The 25,083-nt window shown below is 58.1% G+C and carries 22 protein-coding genes, 1 tRNA gene and 1 pseudogene; 12 read left to right on the top strand and 12 right to left on the bottom strand.

The annotated features are described in order from the left end of the window. Window positions 1-23 precede the first annotated feature (23 nt). The 5 genes and pseudogenes from DWB67_RS07825 (at window position 24) to DWB67_RS07810 (ending at window position 4,671) form a co-directional block, all read left to right on the top strand. Window positions 24-995: a TRAP transporter substrate-binding protein gene (locus tag DWB67_RS07825; protein WP_119806983.1), complete on the top strand. Its 972-nt coding sequence runs from the start codon at window positions 24-26 to the stop codon at window positions 993-995. Between the two features lie 108 nt (window positions 996-1,103). Further along, window positions 1,104-1,601: pseudogene (locus tag DWB67_RS18295) on the top strand (TRAP transporter small permease); the annotation flags it as partial. 141 nt (window positions 1,602-1,742) lie between these two features. Continuing rightward, window positions 1,743-3,068, top strand: coding sequence for a TRAP transporter large permease (locus tag DWB67_RS07820; protein ID WP_255418611.1), 1,326 nt, complete (start codon window positions 1,743-1,745; stop codon window positions 3,066-3,068). Further along, the gene (locus tag DWB67_RS07815; protein ID WP_119806981.1) at window positions 3,065-4,012 is read left to right on the top strand and encodes a hypothetical protein; all 948 of its coding nucleotides are present in this window, start codon (window positions 3,065-3,067) and stop codon (window positions 4,010-4,012) included. The genes DWB67_RS07820 and DWB67_RS07815 overlap by 4 nt, the downstream gene beginning before the upstream one ends. Continuing rightward, window positions 3,988-4,671 (top strand): aspartate/glutamate racemase family protein, encoded by a 684-nt coding sequence (locus DWB67_RS07810; RefSeq protein ID WP_119806980.1) that lies wholly within the window; start codon window positions 3,988-3,990, stop codon window positions 4,669-4,671. The genes DWB67_RS07815 and DWB67_RS07810 overlap by 25 nt, the downstream gene beginning before the upstream one ends. A 147-nt stretch (window positions 4,672-4,818) precedes the next feature. Here DWB67_RS07810 and DWB67_RS07805 read toward each other — a convergent pair. Next, window positions 4,819-4,908: transfer RNA gene (locus DWB67_RS07805), tRNA-Ser, on the bottom strand. A 110-nt stretch (window positions 4,909-5,018) separates the two neighbouring features. On the opposite strand from DWB67_RS07805, the gene DWB67_RS07800 reads away from it, so the two are divergent. The 4 genes from DWB67_RS07800 (at window position 5,019) to DWB67_RS07785 (ending at window position 10,582) form a co-directional block, all read left to right on the top strand. Continuing rightward, window positions 5,019-5,903 (top strand): hypothetical protein, encoded by an 885-nt coding sequence (locus DWB67_RS07800; RefSeq protein WP_119806979.1) that lies wholly within the window; start codon window positions 5,019-5,021, stop codon window positions 5,901-5,903. Beyond that, window positions 5,900-6,979 (top strand): NUDIX domain-containing protein, encoded by a 1,080-nt coding sequence (locus tag DWB67_RS07795; protein ID WP_119806978.1) that lies wholly within the window; start codon window positions 5,900-5,902, stop codon window positions 6,977-6,979. Before DWB67_RS07800 ends, DWB67_RS07795 begins: the two co-directional genes overlap by 4 nt. A 105-nt stretch (window positions 6,980-7,084) precedes the next feature. Next, window positions 7,085-8,116 carry a cysteine synthase A gene (locus DWB67_RS07790; RefSeq protein WP_119806977.1) on the top strand — a complete coding sequence of 344 codons (1,032 nt, stop codon included), beginning with the start codon at window positions 7,085-7,087 and terminating at the stop codon, window positions 8,114-8,116. A gap of 9 nt (window positions 8,117-8,125) precedes the next feature. Continuing rightward, window positions 8,126-10,582 (top strand): DUF3772 domain-containing protein, encoded by a 2,457-nt coding sequence (locus DWB67_RS07785; RefSeq protein WP_119806976.1) that lies wholly within the window; start codon window positions 8,126-8,128, stop codon window positions 10,580-10,582. Between the two features lie 62 nt (window positions 10,583-10,644). On the opposite strand, the gene DWB67_RS07780 is transcribed toward DWB67_RS07785, so the two are convergent. From DWB67_RS07780 to DWB67_RS07765, 4 genes are all read right to left on the bottom strand, one after another. Continuing rightward, window positions 10,645-11,733: an AI-2E family transporter gene (locus DWB67_RS07780; RefSeq protein ID WP_255418595.1), complete on the bottom strand. Its 1,089-nt coding sequence runs from the start codon at window positions 11,731-11,733 to the stop codon at window positions 10,645-10,647. A 59-nt stretch (window positions 11,734-11,792) separates the two neighbouring features. After that, window positions 11,793-14,486 (bottom strand): DNA gyrase subunit A, encoded by a 2,694-nt coding sequence (gene gyrA, locus DWB67_RS07775; RefSeq protein WP_119807206.1) that lies wholly within the window; start codon window positions 14,484-14,486, stop codon window positions 11,793-11,795. Between the two features lie 172 nt (window positions 14,487-14,658). Next, window positions 14,659-15,135, bottom strand: coding sequence for a disulfide bond formation protein B (locus tag DWB67_RS07770; RefSeq protein WP_119806975.1), 477 nt, complete (start codon window positions 15,133-15,135; stop codon window positions 14,659-14,661). After that, complete coding sequence (locus DWB67_RS07765; RefSeq protein ID WP_119806974.1) at window positions 15,132-15,710, bottom strand: YqaA family protein; 579 nt, start codon at window positions 15,708-15,710, stop codon at window positions 15,132-15,134. Before DWB67_RS07765 ends, DWB67_RS07770 begins: the two co-directional genes overlap by 4 nt. A 158-nt stretch (window positions 15,711-15,868) precedes the next feature. On the opposite strand from DWB67_RS07765, the gene DWB67_RS07760 reads away from it, so the two are divergent. Beyond that, a complete protein-coding gene (locus DWB67_RS07760; RefSeq protein WP_119807205.1) occupies window positions 15,869-16,702 on the top strand; it encodes a neutral zinc metallopeptidase in 834 nt (277 codons plus the stop codon). A 133-nt stretch (window positions 16,703-16,835) separates the two neighbouring features. Here DWB67_RS07760 and DWB67_RS07755 read toward each other — a convergent pair whose 3' ends face one another. Continuing rightward, window positions 16,836-17,021, bottom strand: coding sequence for a hypothetical protein (locus DWB67_RS07755; RefSeq protein WP_119806973.1), 186 nt, complete (start codon window positions 17,019-17,021; stop codon window positions 16,836-16,838). A 70-nt stretch (window positions 17,022-17,091) separates the two neighbouring features. Between DWB67_RS07755 and DWB67_RS07750 the strand changes: the two genes are divergently transcribed. After that, on the top strand, window positions 17,092-17,553 hold the full coding sequence (locus DWB67_RS07750) for a type II toxin-antitoxin system RatA family toxin (protein ID WP_119806972.1): 462 nt from the start codon (window positions 17,092-17,094) through the stop codon (window positions 17,551-17,553). A 15-nt stretch (window positions 17,554-17,568) separates the two neighbouring features. Then, on the top strand, window positions 17,569-17,925 hold the full coding sequence (locus tag DWB67_RS07745; RefSeq protein ID WP_220475105.1) for a hypothetical protein: 357 nt from the start codon (window positions 17,569-17,571) through the stop codon (window positions 17,923-17,925). 54 nt (window positions 17,926-17,979) lie between these two features. Here the strand turns inward: DWB67_RS07745 and metK are convergent, their stop codons facing one another. The 6 genes from metK to DWB67_RS07715 form a co-directional block, all read right to left on the bottom strand. Next, the gene (gene metK / locus DWB67_RS07740; protein ID WP_119806971.1) at window positions 17,980-19,158 is read right to left on the bottom strand and encodes a methionine adenosyltransferase; all 1,179 of its coding nucleotides are present in this window, start codon (window positions 19,156-19,158) and stop codon (window positions 17,980-17,982) included. A gap of 4 nt (window positions 19,159-19,162) precedes the next feature. Further along, the gene (gene ahcY, locus DWB67_RS07735; protein ID WP_119806970.1) at window positions 19,163-20,548 is read right to left on the bottom strand and encodes an adenosylhomocysteinase; all 1,386 of its coding nucleotides are present in this window, start codon (window positions 20,546-20,548) and stop codon (window positions 19,163-19,165) included. An 83-nt stretch (window positions 20,549-20,631) separates the two neighbouring features. Continuing rightward, window positions 20,632-21,264, bottom strand: coding sequence for a TetR-like C-terminal domain-containing protein (locus tag DWB67_RS07730; RefSeq protein WP_119806969.1), 633 nt, complete (start codon window positions 21,262-21,264; stop codon window positions 20,632-20,634). A 281-nt stretch (window positions 21,265-21,545) separates the two neighbouring features. After that, window positions 21,546-23,366: a translational GTPase TypA gene (gene typA, locus DWB67_RS07725; RefSeq protein ID WP_119806968.1), complete on the bottom strand. Its 1,821-nt coding sequence runs from the start codon at window positions 23,364-23,366 to the stop codon at window positions 21,546-21,548. Between the two features lie 353 nt (window positions 23,367-23,719). Continuing rightward, window positions 23,720-24,484 carry a hydroxypyruvate isomerase family protein gene (locus DWB67_RS07720; RefSeq protein ID WP_119806967.1) on the bottom strand — a complete coding sequence of 255 codons (765 nt, stop codon included), beginning with the start codon at window positions 24,482-24,484 and terminating at the stop codon, window positions 23,720-23,722. Next, window positions 24,484-25,029 carry a DUF1285 domain-containing protein gene (locus DWB67_RS07715; protein ID WP_119806966.1) on the bottom strand — a complete coding sequence of 182 codons (546 nt, stop codon included), beginning with the start codon at window positions 25,027-25,029 and terminating at the stop codon, window positions 24,484-24,486. Before DWB67_RS07715 ends, DWB67_RS07720 begins: the two co-directional genes overlap by 1 nt. Window positions 25,030-25,083: the final 54 nt, after the last annotated feature.

Raw genomic sequence — 25,083 nt, 5'->3', positions numbered from 1 at the left:
ATCACCAGCACAGAGGACCAGTTATGAAATTCTTGTTGATCACCACCGTCAGCAGCCTTGGCCTGACCGTCGGCGCATCGGCCTTTGCCGAAACATGGGACATGCCGGTCGCCTATGGGGCCAGCAATTACCAGACCGAAAACGTCATGTCGTTCGTCGAAGGCGTCGATGCCTGTACCGAGGGCAGCCTGAAGATCAATGTCCATGCCAACGGATCCTTGTTTAAAGGTGATGAAATCAAGCGGGCCGTCCAGTTGGGCGAAGCGCAGATCGGTGAACGTCTGTTGTCGGCCCACGCCAATGAAAACCCGATTTTCGCCTATGACTCGGTCCCCTTCCTTGCCAGCTCTTTCGAGGCCTCGGACGCCCTGCGCGATGCGGCCGCCCCGACGTTGGAAAAGGTATTGTCCGCACAGAACATCCACCTGCTTTATTCTGTACCATGGCCACCACAGGGGCTTTATCTGTCTCAGGACGCCGCATCACCTGATGATCTGAAGGGTGTCAAGTTCCGCGCGTATAACGCCACAACCGCACGTGTGGCCGAATTGCTGGGCATGATCCCCACCCAGATCGAGGCGGCGGATCTGAAGCAGGCTTTGGCGACAGGTGTCGTGTCATCCATGATTTCGTCGGGCTCGACAGGGGTCGATGAACAGGTCTGGGAAGATATGACCACCTTCTATGACGTAAAGGCATGGTTGCCGCGCAATACGGTCTTCGTGAACAAGGACGCCTTTGCAGGCCTGAACCAGACCCAGCAGGACTGCCTGACATCCGAGGCCGCAACCGCGCAGACGCGTGGAACCGACATGGCCGAACAGTTGACGGGCGGTTTTGTCCAGACATTGGCCGATAACGGTATGAGCACGGGTCAAGCCCCCGATGCAATTGCCGCCGAGCTGGCGAAGATCGGTGAAACAATGACCGCCGAATGGGTCGAAAGCGCAGGTTCAGACGGCAAGGCGATTTTCGACGCCTATCTGGCAGAATAACCGCCTTTTATCTGGTCATTGCCACTGATGACCGTCGCCCGGGCTTTGGCATGATATGCCGAACGATGGCCCGGGCGTCCTGCCACCTCTGCCAGATCGGTATTTGCCATGATCGCCATCGCGTCACCCGGCCCGCCTGTCGGCCATAACCGCAAGCGAGGCTATATGCGTCGTCTTCTTGACACGACCTATAACATATCCGGTTTTGCCGCCGCGGTATCCCTGATTGCCATTCTTTGTCTGATTATCGCCCAGATGGTGTGCCGATGGCTTGGGGTGATGTTTCCGGGGTCGGCGCAATATGCCGGCTATGCGATGGCTGCTGCCTCATTTCTGGCGCTGGCGGATACTTTCCGGAAGAACGAACATATCCGCGTCAGCATGCTGATCGAAAAAACCGGCAGTTATCGCCGCGGTGCCGAGATCTGGGTCTATACCCTGTCGGCTGTCATTGCGGTGTTCTTCGCGTGGTATGCGATACAGGCCCCGATCCTGAGCCATAAGATTAATGACATCAGTCAGGGACAGGATGGCACACCCTTGTGGATACCGCAGCTGTCCATGGCCATTGGCGCGGTGGTGCTGGCGATTGCTTGCATCGATACCCTTCTGTCTGTGGTCCTGACCACGGATCTGGGCGTTGACCCGCCGCGTAAACCGCTGCTGCAGGATCTGTTCGGATCGATACGGGCACGGCTGCTGGTGCTTGGGGCCAGTTTGCTGGTGATCTATGCCGCAATCTCTTTCATGACGGGTTTCGATGCAGACGCGACAGGGTTGAAGGTCGGCATCTTCCTGTTTGTAATGTTTTTCCTGCTGGGAACGGGGCTTTGGGTTGGACTGGCGCTGATCGGCGTGGCCTATATGGGGATGATCGGCTTTACGCCGCGCAATCCGGGCAGTTCGATGTCCATCACCATCTGGTCCTCTGCCTCCAGCTGGACGCTGACTTCGCTGCCGTTGTTCATCTGGATGGGCGAAATTCTTTACCGGTCGCGCCTGTCCGAGGATATGTTCAAGGGTCTTGCCCCATGGCTGTCAGGCTTTCCGGGGGGATTGCTGCATGCCAATGTCGTCGGCTGCACGGTCTTCGCCGCAGTTTCGGGTTCGTCGGCGGCGACCCTGACCACCGTCGGCAAGATGTCCATCCCCGAGTTGCGGCAACGCGGCTATCCCGAATTCATGATCGTGGGCACCCTTGCCGGTGCCGCGACCCTTGGGTTGATGATCCCGCCATCGCTGACGTTGATCGTCTATGGCGTGACCGTCCAGCAAAGCATAACGGCTTTGTTTATGGCGGGCATTATCCCCGGTCTGGTTCTGGCCGCGATGTTCATGATCTATATCGGCGCGTGGTCGTTCATCCGCCCCGAACAGGTGCCCGCCGCCGAACCGCGGATGGGCTTTGGCCAGAAATGCCGCGCCTCGGTTGTGCTGCTTCCTGTCGTGGCGCTGATCGTCGTGGTCATCGGATCGATGTACACCGGCATCGCAACAGCGACCGAGGCAGCCGCTTTCGGTGTTGTCGGCGCATTGGTTCTTGCCGCCATCCAGCGGTCGCTGACATGGCAGGCCCTGCGTGAAAGCCTGCTGGGTGCGACGCGAACCTCGGCCATGATTGCGCTGATCCTGATGGGGGCCAGCTTTCTGACACTTGCGATGGGCTTTACAGGTGTGCCCAATGCACTGGCGATCATGATTGCCAAGCTGGATCTGTCGCCGATTGCGCTGATTGCGGCGCTGACGGTGTTTTATATCATCATTGGCATGTTCCTTGACGGCATTTCGGCTGTGGTACTGACGATGGCGATCGTCGATCCGATGCTGCGCGCGGCAGGTATCGACCTGTTGTGGTTCGGCATCTTTATCGTCGTCGTGGTCGAGATGGCGCAGATTACACCGCCGGTCGGCTTCAACCTGTTCGTGCTGCAGGGCATGACACGTCATGACATGGGCTATATCGCGCGGACGGCATTGCCCATGTTCGGCATCATGATCCTGATGGTGGGACTTCTGGTGGCCTTTCCGGGGTTGGCGACATGGTTGCCGTCGGTGGTCAAGGGGCAGCCATGAGGTCTCTGACATGGGCGGGCCGGCATGCGTCGGCCCTTTTGCTGGTCGGTTTTTGCGTGATACCCTTTGTTCCGGTGTCGCCCCAATTGTTCCGCCCGATGCTGCCGCCGCTGGTCATTCTGGTCACGGCCCTTGCGGTGATCCGCCAGCCGCTGACGTTCGGCGACCTTGGCCAATTGTTCAGTCGCAAAATGCTGTGCCATGCAATCGCCTTTGTCATCGGCGGCCAGCTTGCTCTTGCCCTGATCCTGCGGGCGGCGGCATTGGCAACAGATATGCCGATGGTTGTTTTCCTGACTGTCGCGGCGTTTCTTGCCGCGCCGCCGTTAAGTTCCGGACCCAATCTTGCCAGTCTGCTGGGTTATGATCACCCGCGCGCACTTGTCCTAACCCTGACAGGCACGCTGCTGGCACCACTGACGATACCGGCTAGCCTGTCTATTGCCGGATTGCCTTTCGACGCCCATATCTTGTCTATTGCCGCAGAGGTTTTTTCATTGCTGGCAGGGGGGATTGTCCTTGGAATTTTTCTGCAGGCGGTTTTCGGAATGTCCCGCATTCACGCCGCACGCCAGCATCTGAACGGCCTGGCCGCGATTGCCATGATCATTTTCCTTATCCCCTTGGTCGGGGGAACAGCACTTTTAATGCTCCGCGATCCCGTAATCGCATTCAACCTGTTCCTGCTTGCAGTTGCCCTGAATCTCGGAGGAAACATTCTGTTCCGAACCATCGCGCGGCGTGCATTCGCAGCATCCGACGCCGCATCGCAGGGGCTGATCTTTGGCAACCGCAATATGGCACTGCTTCTGGCAATACTGCCCTTTGATCCGCGCCTGTCACTGTTCGTCGCCGTCATGCAGGCACCGATTTATATGAGCCCGTTCATCTTTTCTTGTTTTAAGGTAAAAGACCGACCATGCGCGACTTCATCGGCATCCTAAGCCTTGATACGGCTTTTCCACGGATACTTGGCGATGCGGGAAACCCTGCAAGTTACCATCTGCCGGCGCGTGTGCGGGTGGTTTCAGGTGCCGATAGCCCGCTGATCGTGCGCGACGGACAGCCGACACCCCAGCTGATCGGGGCATTCATCGACGCCGCCCGCCAGTTAGAGGCCGAGGGCGCCTGCCTTATCACGTCGACATGCGGTTTCCTGATCCAGATACAGGACAAGGTTGCGGCGTCGGTATCAATTCCCGTAATGCTTTCAAGCCTATCACTGCTGCCGACAATTCGGGCGATGACGGGCAAGGGTCCTATCGGAGTTATCACCGCCTCGGCACCTGCACTTGGCAATGCTGCCATCACAGCAGCCAGAGTTCCGAAGGAGGCGGTCCGGATTATCGGGCTTCAGGATAGCAACCTGTTCTCGCGAACGTTTCTATTGCCCAAGCGCGATCAGATACGCGCTTTCCAACCCGCTGATATGGCAGCCGAGGTTGTTTCCGCCGCGCAAATACTTGTCACCCGATCACCTGAGATTGCCGCCATCCTGTTCGAATGCGGCAATCTTCCCCCTTACGCAAAAGAGGTCGCCCAAGCCACCGGATTGCCCGTTTTTACAATGCTAGATGGGGCCAGATTGATCTTGAGGCACTAAACAGGTATCTATTGACCGCAAAGAACAACAATATTTGTGGAAAAATACCGATAAGTTTTCACGCAATTACGAACAGAAAATACGGCCAAATTTTATCGTGAAATCAACCACAGTCTTCAAAAATATCTTTCAATATTAAAGAAGAAGTGGCGGAGAGACAGGGATTCGAACCCTGGGAACCCTCTCAGGCTCAACGGTTTTCGAGACCGCCCCGTTCGACCACTCCGGCACCTCTCCGCGCTTCTTGGGTGGTTGAGGCGGGGATTAAATTGAGAGGGGTTGAAGCGCAAGGGGGTTTCGGCGAAAAAAAGCATAACTATCGAATTTTTCTTTGAAAGGTGCGGCTGATGCTGAAGATTTTTTATCTCGGGGCCGTGCTGGTGGCAGGTCCGCTTTATGCTGACGCTGTGAACCTTGAATCGGTCCGGTCCGGTCCGACATTTGTGCAGGGCACAACCTCGACCGCGAATGTGCAGGACCGGATCTGGCAGGTCTTGGGCCTTGGCCGGCAAATGCAGATTTTCCAACAAGAGGCGACGGATGAGGCTGCTGCCTTTGCGGCAGAGGGGATGATTGCCGGCAGTGGGGAACCCTGGGCCGAAACGGTTGCCCGCATCAATCAACCAGCCAGATTGCAAACGCTGTTCCGTCAGGGCATGGGCAAAGTCCTAATGCGTTCCGATCTGTCGCTTCTGAACACGGCACTTGGTTTTTACGAAACCGGCTTGGGTCGACAGCTTGTGCCATTGGAAATTTCCGCGCGGATGGCGATGCTGGACGATACCGTTTCCGAAAACGCACAAGACGCATTCAGGCGTGCCGCAGCGCGCAATGATCCTCGGGTCGACCAGATCAACCGCCTGATCGAGGTGGCTGATCTGGTGGAGCCGAATGTGACCAGCGGGCTGAATGCCTCGGTCGCGTTTTCACGCGGCTTCGGCGAAGGCGGGGGCTATGACATGCCATTGTCCGAAGGCGAAATGCTGTCGGAAACCTGGTCGCAGCAGGACCAGATAGAGGCCGATACTCGTGACTGGCTGCAATCCTTTCTGATGCTGGCCTATTCCTCACTCAGCGATGAACAGCTGGACGAATATATCGCCTATGCCGCGTCCCCTGAAGGCGATGCATTGGCCCGTGCCCTGTTCGCTGCCTATGACGAGGTTTTCCTGCAGACATCCTATGACATGGGGCTTGCCGCAGCACTTCGTCTACAAGGGCGCCAGCTATGAGAGTTATACTTGTCGGCCAATTGGCACAGCCATTGCTGATGCAGGCGCTTGATCTTGCCGGACAGCCGATCCAGCTGAATGGCACGCTGCTGGGCGGGACAAGGGCGGGTATTGATCGTGACGGTTGGCCGGTCTTTAAAACATCGGATCAGGTGCTGGACGGGGTGGCGGTGACGGTTGGACCCGAACTGCTGCGCTATTCCAAAATCATGGGGCTGCGGGTGATCCATATTGCCGGCCATCCTTTGATCGGGATTACGGGGCAGGGTGATGACAACGCCCCTTGGCATACTGATCCCGACCATGATGCGCTTGCTGCGGAAATCGCGCGGCAGCTGCTGTCGGTTTCTGCCGATACAGACGTGAATGGACTGATCGCGCGACTGCCGATGGTGGGGATATGGGCCGCAAGCCGCATACGCGGGGCGCGGATGCCTGTGTCGGGGCAAGGGGTGGTCAAGGAACGTGGGCGCAATGCGGTGCAGGTGATCACGCAGCATCAGCGGTTTCAGGGCTATTTCGCGGTTCAGGAAATCCGGCTGACCCATGATTTGCACGAAGGTGGCCGAACCGCACTGATGAAGCGCGAAGGCTTTCTGATGGGCGATGCCGTAGTTCTGTTGCCTTGGGACCCTGTGCGGGACAGGGTGATGGTCATTGAACAGTTTCGCGTCGTTCCCTATCTGCGCGGTGACCCACAGCCGTGGTTGCTGGAACCCATCGCCGGTCGCGTCGATGCCGGTGAAACCCCCGAAACCGCCATGCGCCGCGAGGCGCAAGAGGAAGCGGCATTGGACATCAGCAGCCTGCATCCGTGCTTCAGCTATTACCCCAGTCCCGGTGCTGCTTGCGAATTTCTTTATCAATTTATCGGTATTGCCGACCTGCCCGACGAGGCGACAGGCATTCACGGGCTGGAGTCCGAGTCCGAAGATATTCGAAGCCATATCATGGACCGCGCGCAGCTGACGGCGCTGGTCGAACAGGGCCAGATCAGCAATGGTCCGCTGGCAACCTTATCGCTGTGGCTGGATGCGCGTGTGGACCGGCTGCGCGCGGAACTTGGGGTGGGTTAAGCCGTTCGGGATAATCGTGCTGCCTTGCGGCGGGGTTGCCCACCGGTGGCCTGCATGTGTAGGTATTCATGATATTGAACCCATCCTGAAAGAAGGTCGATCGCCATGCGAATCTGTTCTGATCTGGCCGACGCGATCGGCAACACGCCGCTGGTCCGTCTGAACCGCGCCAGCGATGAAACCGGCTGTGAAATCCTTGGCAAGGCCGAGTTTATGAATCCTGGCCAGTCGGTAAAGGATCGCGCCGCGCTGTATATCATCAAGGATGCCGTCGCACGCGGGGAACTGCGTCCGGGTGGTACGATTGTCGAAGGGACCGCAGGCAACACCGGTATCGGTCTGGCACTTGTCGGTGCCTCGATGGGGTTCCGGTCGGTTATTGTCATTCCTGAAACGCAAAGTCAGGAAAAAAAGGACATGCTGCGCCTTGCAGGTGCGACCTTGGTCGAGGTTCCGGCAGCGCCCTATAAGAACCCCAACAACTATGTCCGCTATTCGGGCCGTCTGGCCGAGGAACTGGCGCGGACCGAACCCAATGGCGCGATCTGGGCCAACCAGTTCGACAATACCGCCAACCGTCAGGCGCATCTGGAAACAACCGGACCCGAGATCTGGGAACAGACCGGCGGCAAGGTCGACGGCTTTATCTGCGCTGTCGGTTCGGGTGGCACGCTGACCGGTGTCGCGGATGCCCTGCAGTCCAAAGGCGTCAAGATCGGTCTGGCCGATCCCGAAGGGGCCGCATTGCATTCCTTCTATACCACCGGTGAATTCGACAGCCCCGGAAGTTCGATCACCGAAGGGATCGGGCAGGGACGCATTACGAAAAACCTTGAAGGGTTCACCCCTGATTTCAGCTGGCGCATTTCCGACAGCGAAGCGCTGCCGATCGTGTTCGACCTGCTCAAGGACGAGGGACTGTGCCTTGGCGGTTCTTCGGGGATCAATGTCGCCGGCGCGATCCGTCTGGCACGCGAAATGGGGCCAGGCCATACCATCGTCACGATCCTGTGTGACTACGGGAACCGTTACCAGACCAAACTGTTCAACCCCGAGTTCTTGCGTGCCAAAGGACTTCCTGTGCCCGAATGGCTGACCAAGCCCGCGCCGGACCTGCCAACAGTCTTCGAAGGTTAACCCCAACTTATGAGACATCTTATCGCAATGCTGATGGTGGCGTTATTCGCCATCACAGCAACGCCGCTTCTTGCCCAGCAAGGGCTGACCCCCGATTACGACGAATGGGAAGAGGTCGCAGAACGCGTCGAAGCGCTTTCCGTGGACCCCCAAGCGACCAATGCCGAACTAAGCAAGGCCCGCGACACGATCAGCGAATGGCGCGAAGACCTGCAGCCTGCACAGAACGTCAACGCAGACCGCATTGCGACCGTTCGCAACCAGATCGAGGCCCTTGGCGCCGCTCCGGCCGAGGGTGAGACTGAAGATGCCGATATCGCCGCACGTCGCGAAGAACTGAACGAACAGCTTTCCGAAGCACAGGCCCCGCGCCTTGCCGCCACACAGGCCGCCAGCCGCGCCAGCTCTATCATCGCACAGATAGACGAGGTTGTGCGTCGCCGTCAGGCATTGGCATTGGCCGAACAGACAGAATCCCCCTTATTACCCTCTAGCTGGACCGCCGCATTGGTCGACGGCTACGAGCTGTTGGAAGGCGTCGGCGCCGAGGCGTCCTTGCAAGGGGCATCAGCGGATATATGGGAACAGGTTCGACCCAAGTTGCCCTTGGCGGGGGCTTATCTGGTCGCTGCGCTATTGCTGCTGACTTTCGGTCGCATGTGGATCACCAGTCTTCCGTCACGCCTGTCTGCACGTGCCACCAGCTATTCCCGCGCCGTTCTGGCGTTCGTCGTGTCACTGGGCCAGATCGCAATTCCGATGGCAGGCGTCTATCTTGCCATCAGCGCCATTCAGGCAACCGGTTTGCCAGGGCCCTGGACGACGCCGTTCCTGAACGCCCTGCCTGTTGCCGCCATTATCCTGTTCGGCGGTATCTGGCTGGCCCGCGCAATCTTTCCGCGCGAGGCGATCGCCTATAACACACTGCACATGAAGGAATCCGCACGGGTTTCAGCAGCTCATATGGTCAGCGTGCTGGCATGCATCATGACCGTTCACCACATACTGACGCGGGCAGTCCTGCCTTTGTCGGGTCTGTATGAACGGGGCGAAGCGCAAGTTGGCCGTGTTCCCATGGTCTTCAGCGATGCAGCTGCGGGCGTCTGGCACAGTATCATGATCGTGCTGGCCGGTCTGGCGATGTTCCGTCTGGGCAATATCCTGCGCCGCCTGACGCGTGATTCCATCACGCAGGATCTGGCCTATCGCCATTGGATCGTGGCATGGGCGGGTGAGTTGACGCGCATTGTCCCGATTATCGCGATTTTCGCCGCGGCACTTGGCTATATCAATGTCGCCAACCTGTTTGTCTGGCCGTGGCTGTTGTCACTGGCGCTGATCGGTACGTTGATCCTGTTGCAGGACTTCATCGCGGATGTCTTTAACATGCTGCAACGCGGGGCCGAGGGCGCGCGCGACGGGTTGGCTCCCCTGTTGATCGGCTTTGCGCTGGTCGTCCTGTCGGTGCCGCTGTTCCTCTATATCTGGGGGGCATCGCTAGAGGAGCTGGGTGAATACTGGATCAGTTTCCGGTCCGGGGTCAGCCTGGGTGGCATTACCCTGTCGCCCGGTGCGATCATCACTTTCCTGATCGTGTTCAGTATCGGCTATGGCCTGACACGCACCATTCAGGGGGCTTTCCGCACCTCGATCCTGCCCAAGACCAAACTTGACCCCGGTGGGCAAAACGCCTTGGTGTCCGGCCTTGGATACGTCGGTATTGTCCTTGCCTCGGTCATGGCAATCACATCGGCGGGCATCGATCTCAGCTCGCTTGCGATTGTTGCCGGTGCACTGTCGGTCGGTATCGGTTTTGGTCTGCAAAACATCGTGTCCAACTTTGTGTCGGGCATCATCCTGCTGATCGAACGCCCTGTCAGCGTTGGTGACTGGATCAGCGCGGGTGGCCAACAGGGTATCGTCAAGCGCATCTCGGTCCGCTCGACGCAGGTTGAAACCTTTGACAAGACCGAGGTTATTGTCCCCAACAGCGACCTGATCAGTCAACCGGTAACAAACTGGACGCGCCACAACAAGGTTGGCCGGATCATCATTCCGGTGGGCGTGGCCTATGGCACGGATACCCGTAAGGTCGAACGCATTCTGCGCGAAATCATCGAAGATCAGGCGATGGTTGCGATTGATCCACCCCCGTCGGTCCTGTTCCGCGGGCTTGGGGCGGATTCGCTGGACTTTGAAATCCGTGCGATTCTGGCAGATGTGGGGGCGGGTCTTGGTGTCACCTCGGACGTGTTACACGAAGTTGTTCGTCGTTTCGCAGATGAGAACATCGAGGTTCCGTTTGCGCAGCGCGACATCTGGCTGCGTAACCCCGAGGCTTTGACCAACGGTCCCAAACCGGAACCCGAGGGACCGTCATCCACGCGAAAGCATGACCCCGGTCTGACATTCGATGACGCGGATGACGCAACGGGTCTGCCCGATACCGGTGACGGCGACCGCTAGGTTACAGTGAACAAAAAAAGGGGCGCACCAATCCGGTGCGCCCCTTTTTTGATAGGTGGATATCAGGCTGCCCGCGGACTGTCCTGCCGGTCGCTGCTGCCGTCATCGGGAAGTCCTTCGCGTGACAGCATCACCGCAACAGGCCGCAGCCACGGGATATGGGCGCAAACGATCATCAGCGCGACCATGATCGGCACCGCCAAAAACATCCCCGGAACGCCCCAGACAGCACCCCAGAAGGCAAGGCTGAGGATGATTCCGAAGCTGGACAACCGCAATGTCTGGCCCAGCAGCATCGGATCAATAACATTGCCAATGACGAATTGGACCAATGTGCAAAGCAGACCGACGATCAATGTCATTGTCATATCCCCCGTCAGCACAAAGACCAGAATGGACGCTATGACAGTCGCCACAATCGACCCGATCGAGGGGATGAAGTTCAGCAGAAAGGTAATAATCGCCACAGCGGTCGCCAGCTCTAGCCCGGCGACGCTGAAGATCAGCCAGACCAGCGTGGCAGTCACCATGCTGACCGCCGTTTTCACAACCAGATAGCGGTTCACGCGATGCATGATCGAGGTGATGATCCGGCGCACCTGACGGGCCTGATCGGCGTCTTCGGACAGGCGAAGCACTTTTTGTGGAAACCAGACCTGTTCGGCAAACATGAAGCCGACAAACAAAATCACCAGCACGCTGCCCGACAAAATTCCCGAGGCTTGCCCCGCGAGCGACCTGATCCAGCCGGTAATGTTGAAATTTGTCAGCGCGGTGATGATCCGTTCCTGCGCCTCGGGTCCAAGGCGTTCTGTCAGGGCCGGAATGGCGGCTTGGGCACGTTCGGCATAGCTGATGGACAGAAAGACAATCTCGTTTACCTGTGCGACGATGGTTGTCGAGACCCACAGGATGCCAAGGGCGATGCCGATCAGCGCCAATGTGGTTGCCAGCCAGTTCGGCACCTTTAACCGTGAAGAGATTGCATGGATGGCATCGGATGTCATGGAAAACAGGATGATCGCGATGGCCAGTGATATCAGGATGAACCGCGCCTGAACCAGCATGAAAAGTATCAGGGAAAATGCGATGATCCCCAGAAAGCCGGTTTGCAGTCGTTCACGCAAGACCGTTTCGTTCGATTGATCCAAGGCAGTCCCCGCCACTTATGAAGAACCCGCCCCTGATGTCAGGGGCGGGTATTGATGTTTCAGTCCTGATCTTCGTCCGGCAGCGCATCAGCATCGGCCTGTTCCGCGATGCGGGCGACCGAAACGACGATCTCTCCGCTGCTGGTATTGAAGACCTTGACCCCGCCAGCCGATCGCGACCGGAAGCTGATGCCTTCCACCGGAACGCGGATCGATTGTCCAGTCGAGGTTGCCAGCATGATCTGGTCGTCGTTTTCGACAGGGAAGCTGGCCACGATCGCACCGCCGCGCATGGCGCGGTCCATGGCGCTGACACCCTGACCGCCACGACCCCGCAGCGGATAATCGAAGCTGGAGCTGATCTTGCCCGCACCATTCGCGGTGATGGTCAGGATCAGATCCTCGGCAGCCGACATCTGGGCATAGCGTTCCTGAGTGATCGTGCCTTCGGCGACGTTGTCTTCGTCCTCATCCGCCTCGGCACCGTCATCCAATGCACCGGCAACCGCGCGGCGCATTTTCAGATAGGCAACGCGCTCTGCCGGATCAGCCTCGAAGTGGCGGATGATCGACATGCTGACAACGCTGTCGTCATTGCCCCGACGGATGCCGCGCACACCTGTTGAATCGCGGCCTTTGAAGACGCGCACCGCAGTTGTGGAAAAGCGGATGGCACGACCCGATGCCGTCATCAGCATGACATCATCTTCTTCGGTCGCCATACGCGCGCCGATCAGGCTGACGCCTTCGGGCAGTTTCATCGCGATTTTGCCGTTCGACCGGACGCTGGCAAAATCGGACAGCGCGTTGCGGCGGACATCACCCTCCGAAGTCGCGAAGATGACCTGATAGGCTTCCCATTCGGTTTCCGGCGCATCAACGGGCATCAATGCGGCGATGGACACGCCGGGATCAATTGGCAGGATATTGACGATGGCCTTGCCCTTCGAGGTCCGGCCACCCAGCGGCAGACGCCATGTCTTCAGGCGGTAAACCATGCCGTCGGTCGTAAAGAACAGCAATTCGGTATGGGTATTGGCGACGAACAGGGTGGTGACGACGTCGTCTTCCTTGGTCGCCATGCCCGACAGGCCTTTGCCACCGCGACGCTGCGCGCGGAATTCGGCCAAAGCCGTGCGCTTGATGTAACCACCCGAGGTGATGGTCACGACCATATCCTCACGCTCGATCAGGTCTTCGTCCATCATGTCGCCGGACCAATTGACGATTTCCGTCCGACGGGGGACAGCAAACAACCCGCGGATTTCGCGCAGTTCGTCGCTGATAATTGCCATGATCCGATCGCGCGATGCAAGGATGGCCAAGAATTCGCGGATGGATTCCGCAAGGCTTTGCAATTCGTCGGTGACTTCCTTGACACCGATCTGCGTCAGGCGCTGCAGGCGCAGGTCCAGAATGGCACGTGCCTGCGTTTCCGACAGGTTATAGGTGCCGTCTTCGTTCACGGGATGCAGCGGATCGTCGATCAGGCGAAGGTATTCGACAATGTCATGGGCGGGCCAGCGACGTTCCATCAGGCGGGCGCGTGCCTCGCCTGCATCGGCAGAGGACCGGATGGTCGCGACGACTTCATCGACATTGCTGACCGCGACGGCCAGACCACACAGCACATGGCTGCGTTCGCGGGCCTTACGCAGTTCATAGGCGGTGCGGCGCGCAACAACTTCTTCGCGGAAGCTGATGAAATATGTCAGAAAATCGCGCAGCTTCAATTGTTCCGGCTTGCCGCCGTTCAGCGCCAGCATGTTGCAGCCAAAGCTGGTCTGCAGCTGGGTGAAACGGAACAACTGGTTCAGCACAACCTCGGGGGTGGCATCGCGCTTCAGTTCTACGACAACGCGGACACCCTGACGGTCGGATTCATCCTGAACGCTGGAAATCCCCTCGACCCGCTTTTCCTTGGCCAGCTCGGCAATCTTCTCGATCAGGGTGGATTTATTTACCTGATAGGGAATCTCGTCTACGACGATCGCATAGCGATCCTTGCGCGGTTCCTCGATATGGGTTTTGGCGCGGATGATGACGCTGCCGCGCCCTTCCAGATAGGCTTTGCGTGCACCCGAACGGCCAAGGATCGTCGCGCCGGTCGGAAAGTCGGGACCGGGGATGATTTCCAGCAGACGTTCGGTCGGCAGGTCGGGGTTTTCGATCAGCTCCAGCGTGGCGTCGATCACTTCGCCCAGGTTATGGGGCGGGATGTTGGTCGCCATACCGACGGCGATACCACCCGCGCCATTGACCAGCATGTTGGGGAAGCGCGCGGGCAGAACCGTCGGTTCGCGGTCCTTGCCGTCATAGTTGTCCTGAAAATCGACGGTGTCCTTGTCGATATCCATCAACAGATAACTGGCGGGCTTGTCCATGCGGACTTCGGTATAACGCATGGCGGCCGCGCTGTCGCCATCCATGCTGCCGAAGTTGCCCTGACCGTCCAGAAGCGGCAGCGACATCGAAAAGTCCTGCGCCAGACGGACCAGTGCGTCATAGATCGCGCTGTCGCCATGGGGGTGATACTTACCCATGACGTCACCGACCGGACGCGCCGATTTGCGATAGGATTTGTCGGGCGTATTCCCGCTTTCATCCATCGCATAGAGGATCCGGCGGTGAACGGGTTTCAGGCCGTCACGCAAATCGGGAATTGCACGGCTGACGATGACCGACATCGCATAGTCCAGATACGAAGTCCGCATCTCGTCGCTGATGTCGATGACCGGACCTTCATGGTGCATCACCACGCGTGTCTCGGTGCTGGTTTCGTCACCATTCTCGGGGGTTTGGGGCAGATCGTCTTCTGGGGTGTCGGCCACGGGTATTCCTCAACATCTTGTCGATACTAGGTATAGCCGAGGCAGGTGCAGGGGGCAATCGTGGCCCCGCTGTCACCGCAGGTAAATCAGTCAATTAAGCGGCTTTGTTACCCTTGCGGGCCGCCAATGCCCAGATCACGGCCAGAACCGCCGACCAGATCGCGTTCCATCCGGCCATCGACACGCCAAGAAAGCGCCATGCAACCTCGTCGCAGCGGGTGACGGGGGTTTCTTGCAGTTTTGCCATCAGGTCGCTGGCCGACATGCGGGCGATGCTGCTGACGCTGCCCGAACAATGTGCGGGACCGGGCCACCATGTCATTTCGACACCCATGTGGAAGATGGCCAGCCCCATGGCGGCACCCGCTGCAATCATGCCAAGGATCGCCAGCGACCGGGTCCAGCCGGTCAACCAGACCAATGCTGCCAGAACCATCGCTGCGACATGGGGCCAACGCTGCAGGATGCACAGCTCGCACGGCATATAGCCGGCGGCCTGAAAGCCAAGCGCTGCGATCAGCAGCGCCGCAGATCCGGCACCGGCGTAAAAGGAAAGCTGTTGACCGTTCATAGGAACCTCAGGACTGCGAAACCGCCGATCAGGCAGATCATAAAGATGGTAAAGACAAGGCCGAGGCGGCGTTCGATAAAGTCACGGATCGGCGGACCAAACCGCCATAACAATCCCGCAACAATAAAGAACCGTGCGGCACGTCCAATGATCGTGGTCAGCAGAAAGACCGGAATCGACAGCCCGACCGCCCCCGAGAAAATCGTGATGACCTTGAAGGGAAAAGGGGTCAATGCCGCGAACAGGACCGCCCAACCGCCCTGTGCCGCAAATTGCATGGCCAGATGGTCATAGGCAGCCTCTTTCCCGTAAAGCGTCAGCACCCATTGCCCGACTGATCCCATCAAGGTGGCACCGATCCAATAGCCAAGCAAGGCACCGAAAACCGACCCCAGCGTGGCAATCGATGCAATGACCCATGCACGGGCCCGCCGCGCGAGAATCATCGGGATCATCAGGACATCGGGGGGAATGGGAAAGACACTGCTTTCGATAAAGCTGATGCCGAACAGCCATGCATCCGCGCGCTTATGCGCGGCCAGCCCCATCGTCCAATCGTATAGCTTGCGCAGCATTACGGCTCCCTTGTCCCTGAAGTTTATCGTGCATCCCCTTGTGCGTGCCAAAGGTCAAGCATCTTGCGGCAATGTCGCAGCGCTGTGATTATGCTGTGAAACCCGATGACGACGGGCGCGTTGCCTGCATAACATCATCAGAACAGGAAGATCACCGGATGAAATGGCGCGGACGGCGGGGCAGTAACAACATCGAGGATCGCCGCGGCATGGGACGGGCAGGCGGTATCGGTATCGTCGGGACGTTGGTCGTGCTGGGCGTCGGCTATTTCTTCGGAATCGACGTTACCCCATTGGTTCAGGGGCTGGATAGCGGATCACAGCAAACCGAACTGTCCCAACGTGACGATGAATGGGGGCAATTCGTGTCCGTTGTGCTGGCTGACACCGAAGAAGTCTGGGCACCCGTCTTGCCTGATCAGGCGGGCGTCAATTATGTGAACCCCAAGCTGGTGCTGTTCCGCGGTTCGGTGCAATCGGCCTGCGGCGGAGCCTCGGCTGCTATGGGGCCGTTTTATTGCCCCGGTGACCAGAACGTCTATCTGGATACCGATTTCTTCGATATGATGGAAAGCCGTATGGGCGCGGGCGGCGATTTTGCTGCCGCCTATGTTGTCGCGCATGAGGTCGGCCACCACGTCCAGAACCTGACCGGCGTTCTTGGCGCTGTTAATCAGGAACGTGGTCGCCAGTCCGAAGCGGACGCCAACCGCCTTTCGGTCATGACCGAACTGCAGGCCGATTGTTATGCCGGCATCTGGGCACGTCAGGCGCAGGAACGTTTCGGTAGTCTGGACGTTGGTGATCTGGAAGAAGCAATGCGTGCCGCAGAGGCGGTGGGCGACGATGTTATCCAGCAAAGCGCAGGTCGCACACCGGTGCCGGACAGTTTCACCCATGGATCGGCCGACCAGCGACAGGAATGGCTGATGAGGGGTTACAATTCCGGTCAGATGGGACAATGTGACACATTCGGAGCGGCGAATCTGTGACTAGATTTGCTGTATCGGACAGGAGGGACTGAAGAATGACGCTGATCGTAATGGCTATGGGATTGCTGAGTGCTTTCGCGATTACCCTGAAACTGGGTGCACCGCGTCCGCAGCCGGTGGTTATCCGCAAGGATTAACGCAGAACCCGTCCACCTCGGCCGTGATCCATTGTGGCCCAATCGGGCCACATTCCAAGCTTTTCAAGCAAAAGCATCACCAGGCCCGCAGCAATGATCGCGAACACCAGCTTGACCATTTTCGGGCTAGGCGGGTTTCTAACCCATTTTACGGCGCGCATCAGCCAGATCATATTGTTCATCGCGGGTTCCGCCTGTTAATGCCTGCTGTGAATCGAAACAGACGCCGCGACGAAACTCAAGAGCGAACCCTTGCCAAAAACTCACGATACCCGAGATTTGCCCTATAGCGCCCGCCAGATGTATGATCTGGTTGCGGATGTTGAATCCTATCCGCAGTTCCTTCCGTGGAACAGCGCGGCCCGTATCCGTACACGCAGCCCGCGCGACGACGGGTCCGAGGAAATTACTGCCGATCTGGTCATCAGCTTCAAAGTATTCCGCGAACGTTTCGGCAGTCGCGTCGTGCTGTGGCCGGAGAATGCGGATGGTGTATCCAGAATTGACACGGAATATCTGGACGGTCCGTTCAAATACATGAACAGCGGCTGGACCTTCAAGGATCGCCCCGAGGGTGGATGCCATGTCGAGTTCTTCGTGGATTTCGAATTCAAGAACGCTATTCTGCAACGATTGATTGGCGTAGTCTTCAACGAGGCGATGTCGCGCATCATCCGCGCCTTCGAAGATCGGGCGCGCAAACTTTATTCCTGAACCAGAGGTATCAAGATGACGCCTGATCTACAAAAAACTGACCATGACCTGATGCCTGCTAAGATTATCTATGGCCTTTATGCAGTCGGTTATCTGGTGGCCTTCACGTCGATAGCAGGCGTCGTCTATGCCTATATCTCGCGCGGGAAGGATCAGGTTCTGGACAGCCATCTGCGGTTCCAGATCCGGACATTCTGGATCAGTCTTCTGCTGGCTTTCCTTGGAATGCTGACAATGATGATCGGAATCGGTTTCCTGATCTGGGGTTTTCTGGCCGTTTGGGGCCTGATCCGCGTCATTTCAGGCTTTTTGCTGGCGAACGAAGGCCGGCCAATCAGCGGAACGAAATATTGGGGCATCATGGCGTATTAATCGCCAGTCCTTGGATTGAAAAAGGCCGCCCGATCATGGGCGGCCTTTTTGTTTTCAGGTCAAAGCCGCCTTCAACGCCTCGGCGCGATCAGTGCGTTCCCACGTAAATGCAGTTGCCCCGTTCAATGCATAGGCGTCGCGACCGAAATGGCCATAGCTGGCAGTCGGGCGATAGATTGGGTGCAGCAGGTCCAATTCGCGGATGATCGCGAAGGGACGCAGGTCGAAAACCTCGCGCACGGCGGCGACGATCTTATCCGCAGGCACGGTCTCCGTGCCGAAACAGTTGATGCTAATCGAGGTCGGCTCGGCCACGCCAATGGCATAGCTGACCTGAATTTCGCAGCGGCGGGCCAGACCAGCCGCGACGATATTCTTGGCAACCCATCGACCCGCATAGGCCGCAGAACGGTCAACTTTGGACGGATCTTTGCCCGAAAATGCACCGCCACCATGACGGGCCATGCCGCCATAGCTGTCGACGATGATCTTGCGACCCGTCAGACCGCAATCACCCACCGGCCCGCCGATGACAAACTTGCCGGTCGGGTTAATGAAGTATTTTGTGTCGGCATTCAGCCATTCTGCGGGAAGAACCGGCTTGATGATCTCCTCGATCACAGCTTCGCGTAGGTCGGCCAAGCTGATTTCGGGGTTGTGCTGGGTGGACAGCACGACGGCGTCGATACCTTCGGGACGACCATCGGCACCATAACGCAGCGTGACCTGCGATTTGGCATCCGGACGCAGCCACGCCAGCGAACCGTCACGGCGCACCTTCGACTGGCGTTCAACCAGACGGTGGGCATAGGTGATAGGTGCGGGCATCAGCACGTCGGTTTCATCCGAGGCATAGCCGAACATCAGACCCTGATCGCCCGCACCCTGTTCTTCCAGACTGGCGCGGTCGACACCCTGATTGATCTCGGGTGATTGCTTGCCGATGATATTGATGACCGAGCATGTCGCACCGTCAAAGCCGACATCGGATGAATTATATCCGATATCGCTAATGACGCCGCGCACGATGGATTCCAGATCCACCCATGCACTGGTCGTGATTTCACCAGAGATAATGGCGACGCCGGTTTTCACCATCGTCTCGCAGGCCACACGGGCGCGCGCATCTTCGGTCAGGATGGCATCAAGGATCGCATCCGAAATCTGGTCGGCGATCTTGTCGGGATGCCCCTCCGAGACGGACTCAGAGGTAAACAGCGAATATTCTGTCATGTGATTAGTACCGGTAATGGTCTGATTTGAACGGGCCTTCGGGCGTAACGCCGATGTAATCCGCCTGTTCCTTGGAAAGCGTGCTCAGCTTCGCGCCTACCTTTTCAAGGTGCAAACGTGCAACTTTTTCGTCCAGCGCCTTGGGAAGGATATAGACGCCGGGCTTATATTCGTCGCCCTTGGTCCACAGCTCGATCTGCGCCAGAACCTGATTGGTAAAGCTGGCCGACATCACGAAGGACGGGTGGCCGGTGGCATTGCCAAGGTTCAGCAAACGACCCTGGCTCAGCAGGATGATGCGATTGCCCGAGGGCATCTCGATCATGTCCACCTGATCCTTGATGTTGGTCCATTTGTGGTTGCGCAGGCTGGCCACCTGGATTTCATTGTCGAAATGGCCGATATTGCCAACGATCGCCATGTTTTTCATGACGCGCATATGTTCCAGACGGATGACGTCCTTGTTGCCCGTCGTGGTGACAAAAATATCGGCGCTGTCTGCGACGTCTTCCAAGGTCACAACCTCGAACCCGTCCATGGCGGCTTGCAGGGCGCAGATCGGATCGACCTCGGTCACTTTCACGCGAGCACCGGCGCCGACCAGGCTGGCAGCGCAACCTTTGCCGACATCGCCGTAACCGCAGACAACAGCAACCTTGCCAGCCATCATCACGTCGGTCGCGCGGCGGATGCCGTCGACCAGCGATTCCTTGCAGCCGTATTTATTGTCGAATTTCGACTTGGTCACGCTGTCGTTCACGTTGATCGCGGGGAAGGGCAGCTGCCCTTTTTTCTGCAGATCATACAGGCGATGAACGCCGGTCGTGGTTTCTTCGGACACACCAAGGATCTGGTCGCGGGTCTTAGTGAACCAGCCGGGCGATTGCGCCATGCGCTTGGCGATCTGTGCCTTGATGACGGCTTCCTCATCGGATTCCGGCACGGGAATGATGTCTTCACCAGCCTCGGCCCGCGCCCCTAGCAGGACGTAAAGCGTCGCATCGCCACCGTCGTCCAAAATCAGGTTCGCGCCCTCTTCGAACTGGAACGAGCGGTCCAGATAATCCCAATGCTCTTCAAGGCTTTGACCCTTGATCGCGAAAACGGGGATGCCTGCGGCGGCAATGGCGGCCGCTGCATGGTCTTGGGTCGAATAGATGTTGCAGGATGCCCAACGCACATCGGCACCAAGTCCGACCAGCGTTTCGATCAGAACGGCGGTCTGGATGGTCATATGCAGGCTGCCGACGATGCGGGCACCCTTCAGGGGTTTGCTGTCGCCATATTCCTCAAGCAGGGCCATCAGGCCCGGCATCTCGATTTCGGCGATATCCAGTTCTTTACGGCCAAAATCGGCCAGCGCGATGTCCTTGATGATGTAATCGTTCACGTGATGTCTTTCGTCATTCCCAGGTTGCCCAAGGGATACCCCATGGTATGGCGACCTGAAAGGGGATAAAAAGTCACGCTGCGCTATCTGGGCTGTGACCCGCGCGCGACCCGACGGATATAGTCACGGGTGATATTCTGCGCGGCTTCCATTGCGTTATTGCCACCCGAAAAATCACACAGTCTGCCGTCAACAATCATGCGCGCCACGCCATACACAAAGCAACGGCTGGTCAGAACCAATGCAGGGACGTCTTCTTTTGGATGTAATTGCCCCTGCGCTTGCGCGCGATACATCATACGGCCTGCAAGCTCGTTAATGGAATCCTGATAGCGGCGAAGGCTTTCAAAGCGTGCAACATCCAGCAACCTCTGATCCGACATCAAGCGGAACTGTGACGGGTGCTGTGTCACCCACGTCAGATAGGCTTCGATCAGGGCCTGACATTGTCCCATCGGATCATCCGGATCGACCTGCACGACTGCCCGTGTGCAACTGTCGATCAGGATTGTCATAGATTGTTCGATGACCGACACCAGCAGGCATTGCGCTGTCGCATAGATCTCGCTGACCCGCGAAAGAGGCTCGTCCATTTCGCGCGCGATATCGCCCAGATCCGGCAAGCGGGACTGGGTTGTTTCGACCAATCGCAGGAGTGCGACACCTGCACGTTCATGCAGATTTGCAGATTCCGGAGTGACGGGTTTGCTGGTCATGACTGTAAATCCGGTCAGGGGTGAGTGGCGCAAAAAAGCCAAACGTTACAAGTTAAAACCACAAGCACTGCACGGCGATCTGAACCTCTGGCGATTTCAGAGACAACCCGTGAATACAACTTATGGTCGAATATGAAGCTAAATTGGGCAAACTTTCTATCAAGGATAGATAATTTGCATTCATATCGCGACCTGTCGTTTGGATAGGTCGCGTGGCAATGCAGAAACCCCCGAAGACCTGCTTCGGGGGTTTTTGTCATATTATCTCAAGTCGGTTTGACTTATGCGCCCGAACGGGACTGGCGCTTACGCTCGTGCGGGTCAAGGAAGCGCTTGCGAAGACGAATGTTCTTCGGCGTCACTTCGACCAGTTCGTCGTCGTTGATATAGGCAATTGCCTCTTCCAGCGACAGGCGGACAGGCGGCGTCAGGCGGACAGCTTCGTCCGTGCCCGAGGCACGGACGTTGGTCAGCTGCTTACCCTTCAGGGCGTTCACTTCCAGATCGTTATCGCGCGAATGCTCGCCGATAATCATGCCTTGATACAGCTGTTCCTGCGCACCGATGAAGAACTTGCCGCGATCTTCCAGCTTCCACAAAGCGTAGGATACCGAAACGCCGTTTTCCATGCTGATCAGAACGCCCTGACGACGGCCCTGAATGGCGCCTTTATAGGGTGCCCAGCTGTGGAAGATGCGGTTCAGCACGCCGTTGCCGCGCGTGTCGGTCATGAATTCGCCCTGATAGCCGATCAGACCGCGCGACGGCACATGTGCCACGATGCGGGTCTTGCCGACGCCAGCGGGGCGCATTTCCAGCAGATCGCCTTTGCGGTCGCCGGTCAGCTTTTCGATCACGACACCGGTGTATTCGTCATCAACGTCGATGATGGCTTCTTCGATCGGCTCCATCCGCACGCCATCTTCTTCCTGGAAGATAACGCGGGGGCGGCTGATCGACAGTTCGAACCCTTCGCGGCGCATGTTTTCAATCAGCACGCCCATTTGAAGTTCGCCACGGCCCGACACGACGAAAGCATCGCCACCGGGGGTGTCTTCGACCTTGATCGCGACGTTGACTTCGGCTTCTTTCAGAAGACGCTCGCGGATCACGCGCGACTGGACCTTCTTGCCTTCCTGACCGGCCAAGGGGCTGTCATTAATGCCGAAGGTCACGCTGATGGTGGGGGGATCGATCGGCTGCGAGGGCAGGGCCGCTTCGACTTCCATCGCGCACAGCGTGTCGGCCACGGTGGCTTTGGCCATACCGGCCAGGGTCACGATGTCGCCGGCTTCTGCCACGTCGATCGGGGTCTGGGTCAGGCCGCGGAATGCAAGGATCTTGCTGATGCGGAACTGCTCGAGACGCTCGCCGTCGCGCGACAGTGCTTTCAGCGTGTCACCGGCGCGCGCGGTGCCTGCCTCGACGCGACCGGTCAACAGGCGGCCAAGGAAATTGTCGGCACCCAGCGTGGTGGCCAGCATCTGGAAAGGCTCGTCGTGACGCGTGATCTGCTTTGGCGGCTCGACGTGCTTCAGGATCAGATCGAACAGGTCGTTCATGTCCTTGCGTTCGCCGTCCAGCGTCGCATCTGCCCAACCGCCGATGCCCGAGGCATAGACGTGCGGAAAGTCCAGCTGTTCGTCATTCGCGCCAAGGTTGGCGAAAAGGTCAAATACGTCGTTTAACGCATTTTCCGGATCAGCGGCTTGCTTGTCGACCTTGTTCAGAACAACGATCGGACGCAGGCCAAGCGCCAAGGCTTTCGAGGTCACGAATTTGGTTTGGGGCATCGGGCCTTCAGCCGCATCGACCAACAGGCAAACGCCGTCGACCATCGACAGAATGCGCTCGACCTCGCCGCCGAAATCGGCGTGGCCGGGGGTGTCGACGATATTGATACGAGTCCCTTTCCATTCGACCGAAGTTGCCTTCGCCAGAATGGTGATGCCACGCTCACGTTCGATGTCGTTGCTGTCCATTGCACGTTCGGCGACAGCTTGGTTGTCGCGGAAAGAGCCGGACTGCCGCAGCAGCTGGTCCACCAAGGTGGTCTTGCCGTGGTCGACGTGGGCGATGATGGCGATATTGCGGATATCCATGGCAGCCTTCTTTACGGTTCGCGGTCGCCCTATCGGAACCACTGTCCAAAGGCTAGCCCGCAAATGACCGGAACCCCTGCCGAGAGGGCAGAGGTTCCGCTTTAGTGTCGTTCAGGTCGCAGTTTTGGCTGCAAGCCAGACGTCTGCGTCTCTATATCAGCGTAGGCCAAGCAATGATAGAACCGCAATGACAACAACGACGAGGCCAACGATATAAATGATCGAGTTCATGGTCTTCCCCTTAATACATGCAAGGCAGGTCCGGCATTGCTGCTGTTTCCCCCTGTGCGTCTGATGGTGAACGGTCGTATCGCCACCAAGTTCCCCGAACTCTTTGAAAATAATGACACGGCCTAGATGTTTTTGGCCGCGCGCAGCCAGTCCAGCCCCGTAAATGTCGTGCGGATCGGGTTATATTCCGCGCTGACCCACCCCTTGTAGCCATATTCGTCCAAGGCGGCAAAAAACGCCGGATAATCCAGATGTCCGTGGTCCGGTTCATGACGCCCGGGGAACCCTGCGATCTGGATATGGCGCACATAGGGGGCGACTTTTTCCCAGCACGCCATCATATCACCGGTGATGGTCTGGGCATGGTATATATCCAGCTGCAACCCAAGGTTCGGCGCGCCGATCCGGTCAAGGATACCGGTCGCAACGTCATAATCCGAAAGGAAATACCCCGGAGCGGAGGTTTGGCTGATCGGTTCGATGGTCAGGCTGGTATGGGGTGCACGATCCGCCGCCCATGCCAGATTGGCAACATAGGTTTCGATCGCCTCGGGGCCCGATGCCTTGCCTGCCATGATGTGGATATGGCGCGCGCGCAAAGCCTCGCCCACGCGCAGGCTGCGTTCAAAATCACGGCGGAAACGGTCTTCGGTGCCGGGTGTTGCCGCAAAGCCACGCGGACCGCCTGCCCAATTGGGCGGGGGGGCATTGATCAGCGCAATCTGCATGCCTGCCTTGACCGAGGCGCGGTATAATTCCACCGCGGACAGATCATAGGGAAACAGAATCTCGACCCCTTCGAAACCCGCTTCGGCGGCTGCGGTGAACCGTTCGAACATCGGCAATTCGGTGAACATCATCGTTAAATTTGCAGCAAAACGGGGCATCAGGGCTCCAGTGCGAAAAATTGCCCTTGCGAGGTCACGCCGACGCGTCCGTCCGGTCCGGGGTCTGCAGCCGCGGCCAGCCGGTAGAATGTTTTGCGGTCGATCAACGCCTCCAGCCCGCCACGGATGTGGATATAGGGGCGGGGTTCATCCACCCCACCGCGCATGATGATCGGATTGTCGGGACCGGCCACTGCCTGATCCCCCAGATTCGTGGTAAAGGTGATCCGGTCGGGGGAAAAATCGGCATCGGTGGCGATAAAGGGCGCATCCTCGACCTGAATGCCGACCTTTTCGACGGGGGTGACCAGAAAGTACTGGTCGCCTTCACGCTTTAGAATGGTGGAAAACAGGCGCACCATCGCCGGTCGTCCGATGGGGGTGCCTTCGTGGATCCATGTGCCGTCCTTGCGGATGACCATATCCATTTCGCCACAATAGGGCGGGTTCCACAGATGCACGGGCGGCAATCCGCCCTTGGCTGCTTTGCTTGCGACTTGGGCCAAACCCTCGGCGCTCACGCTTTTGTCACTGTTTTCCGGCATTCGATCTGGTCGCCTCCCACCCAACTGCATATGCTTTGATGTAAAGCAGCAGAA

This window comes from Paracoccus sp. JM45 (assembly GCF_003590715.1).
Taxonomy (GTDB): Bacteria; Pseudomonadota; Alphaproteobacteria; order Rhodobacterales; family Rhodobacteraceae; genus Paracoccus.
The sequence above is the reverse complement of the archived record's forward strand: the minus strand, read 5'-3'. Positions and strand labels throughout refer to the sequence as shown.

Coding starts and splice junctions, on each gene's coding strand:
- DWB67_RS07820 (WP_255418611.1), top strand. CDS start 1,743: ATGACGGGTTTCGATGCAGACGCGACAGGGTTGAAGGTCGGCATCTTC.
- DWB67_RS07785 (WP_119806976.1), top strand. CDS start 8,126: ATGAGACATCTTATCGCAATGCTGATGGTGGCGTTATTCGCCATCACA.
- DWB67_RS07715 (WP_119806966.1), bottom strand. CDS start 25,029: ATGCCGGAAAACAGTGACAAAAGCGTGAGCGCCGAGGGTTTGGCCCAA.
- DWB67_RS07795 (WP_119806978.1), top strand. CDS start 5,900: ATGAGAGTTATACTTGTCGGCCAATTGGCACAGCCATTGCTGATGCAG.
- gyrA (WP_119807206.1), bottom strand. CDS start 14,486: ATGCACCATGAAGGTCCGGTCATCGACATCAGCGACGAGATGCGGACT.
- metK (WP_119806971.1), bottom strand. CDS start 19,158: ATGACAGAATATTCGCTGTTTACCTCTGAGTCCGTCTCGGAGGGGCAT.
- DWB67_RS07745 (WP_220475105.1), top strand. CDS start 17,569: ATGACGCCTGATCTACAAAAAACTGACCATGACCTGATGCCTGCTAAG.
- DWB67_RS07730 (WP_119806969.1), bottom strand. CDS start 21,264: ATGACCAGCAAACCCGTCACTCCGGAATCTGCAAATCTGCATGAACGT.
- DWB67_RS07755 (WP_119806973.1), bottom strand. CDS start 17,021: ATGAACAATATGATCTGGCTGATGCGCGCCGTAAAATGGGTTAGAAAC.
- DWB67_RS07720 (WP_119806967.1), bottom strand. CDS start 24,484: ATGCCCCGTTTTGCTGCAAATTTAACGATGATGTTCACCGAATTGCCG.
- DWB67_RS07825 (WP_119806983.1), top strand. CDS start 24: ATGAAATTCTTGTTGATCACCACCGTCAGCAGCCTTGGCCTGACCGTC.
- DWB67_RS07770 (WP_119806975.1), bottom strand. CDS start 15,135: ATGAACGGTCAACAGCTTTCCTTTTACGCCGGTGCCGGATCTGCGGCG.
- DWB67_RS07810 (WP_119806980.1), top strand. CDS start 3,988: ATGCGCGACTTCATCGGCATCCTAAGCCTTGATACGGCTTTTCCACGG.
- typA (WP_119806968.1), bottom strand. CDS start 23,366: ATGGATATCCGCAATATCGCCATCATCGCCCACGTCGACCACGGCAAG.
- DWB67_RS07760 (WP_119807205.1), top strand. CDS start 15,869: ATGAAATGGCGCGGACGGCGGGGCAGTAACAACATCGAGGATCGCCGC.
- DWB67_RS07765 (WP_119806974.1), bottom strand. CDS start 15,710: ATGCTGCGCAAGCTATACGATTGGACGATGGGGCTGGCCGCGCATAAG.
- DWB67_RS07815 (WP_119806981.1), top strand. CDS start 3,065: ATGAGGTCTCTGACATGGGCGGGCCGGCATGCGTCGGCCCTTTTGCTG.
- DWB67_RS07790 (WP_119806977.1), top strand. CDS start 7,085: ATGCGAATCTGTTCTGATCTGGCCGACGCGATCGGCAACACGCCGCTG.
- DWB67_RS07800 (WP_119806979.1), top strand. CDS start 5,019: ATGCTGAAGATTTTTTATCTCGGGGCCGTGCTGGTGGCAGGTCCGCTT.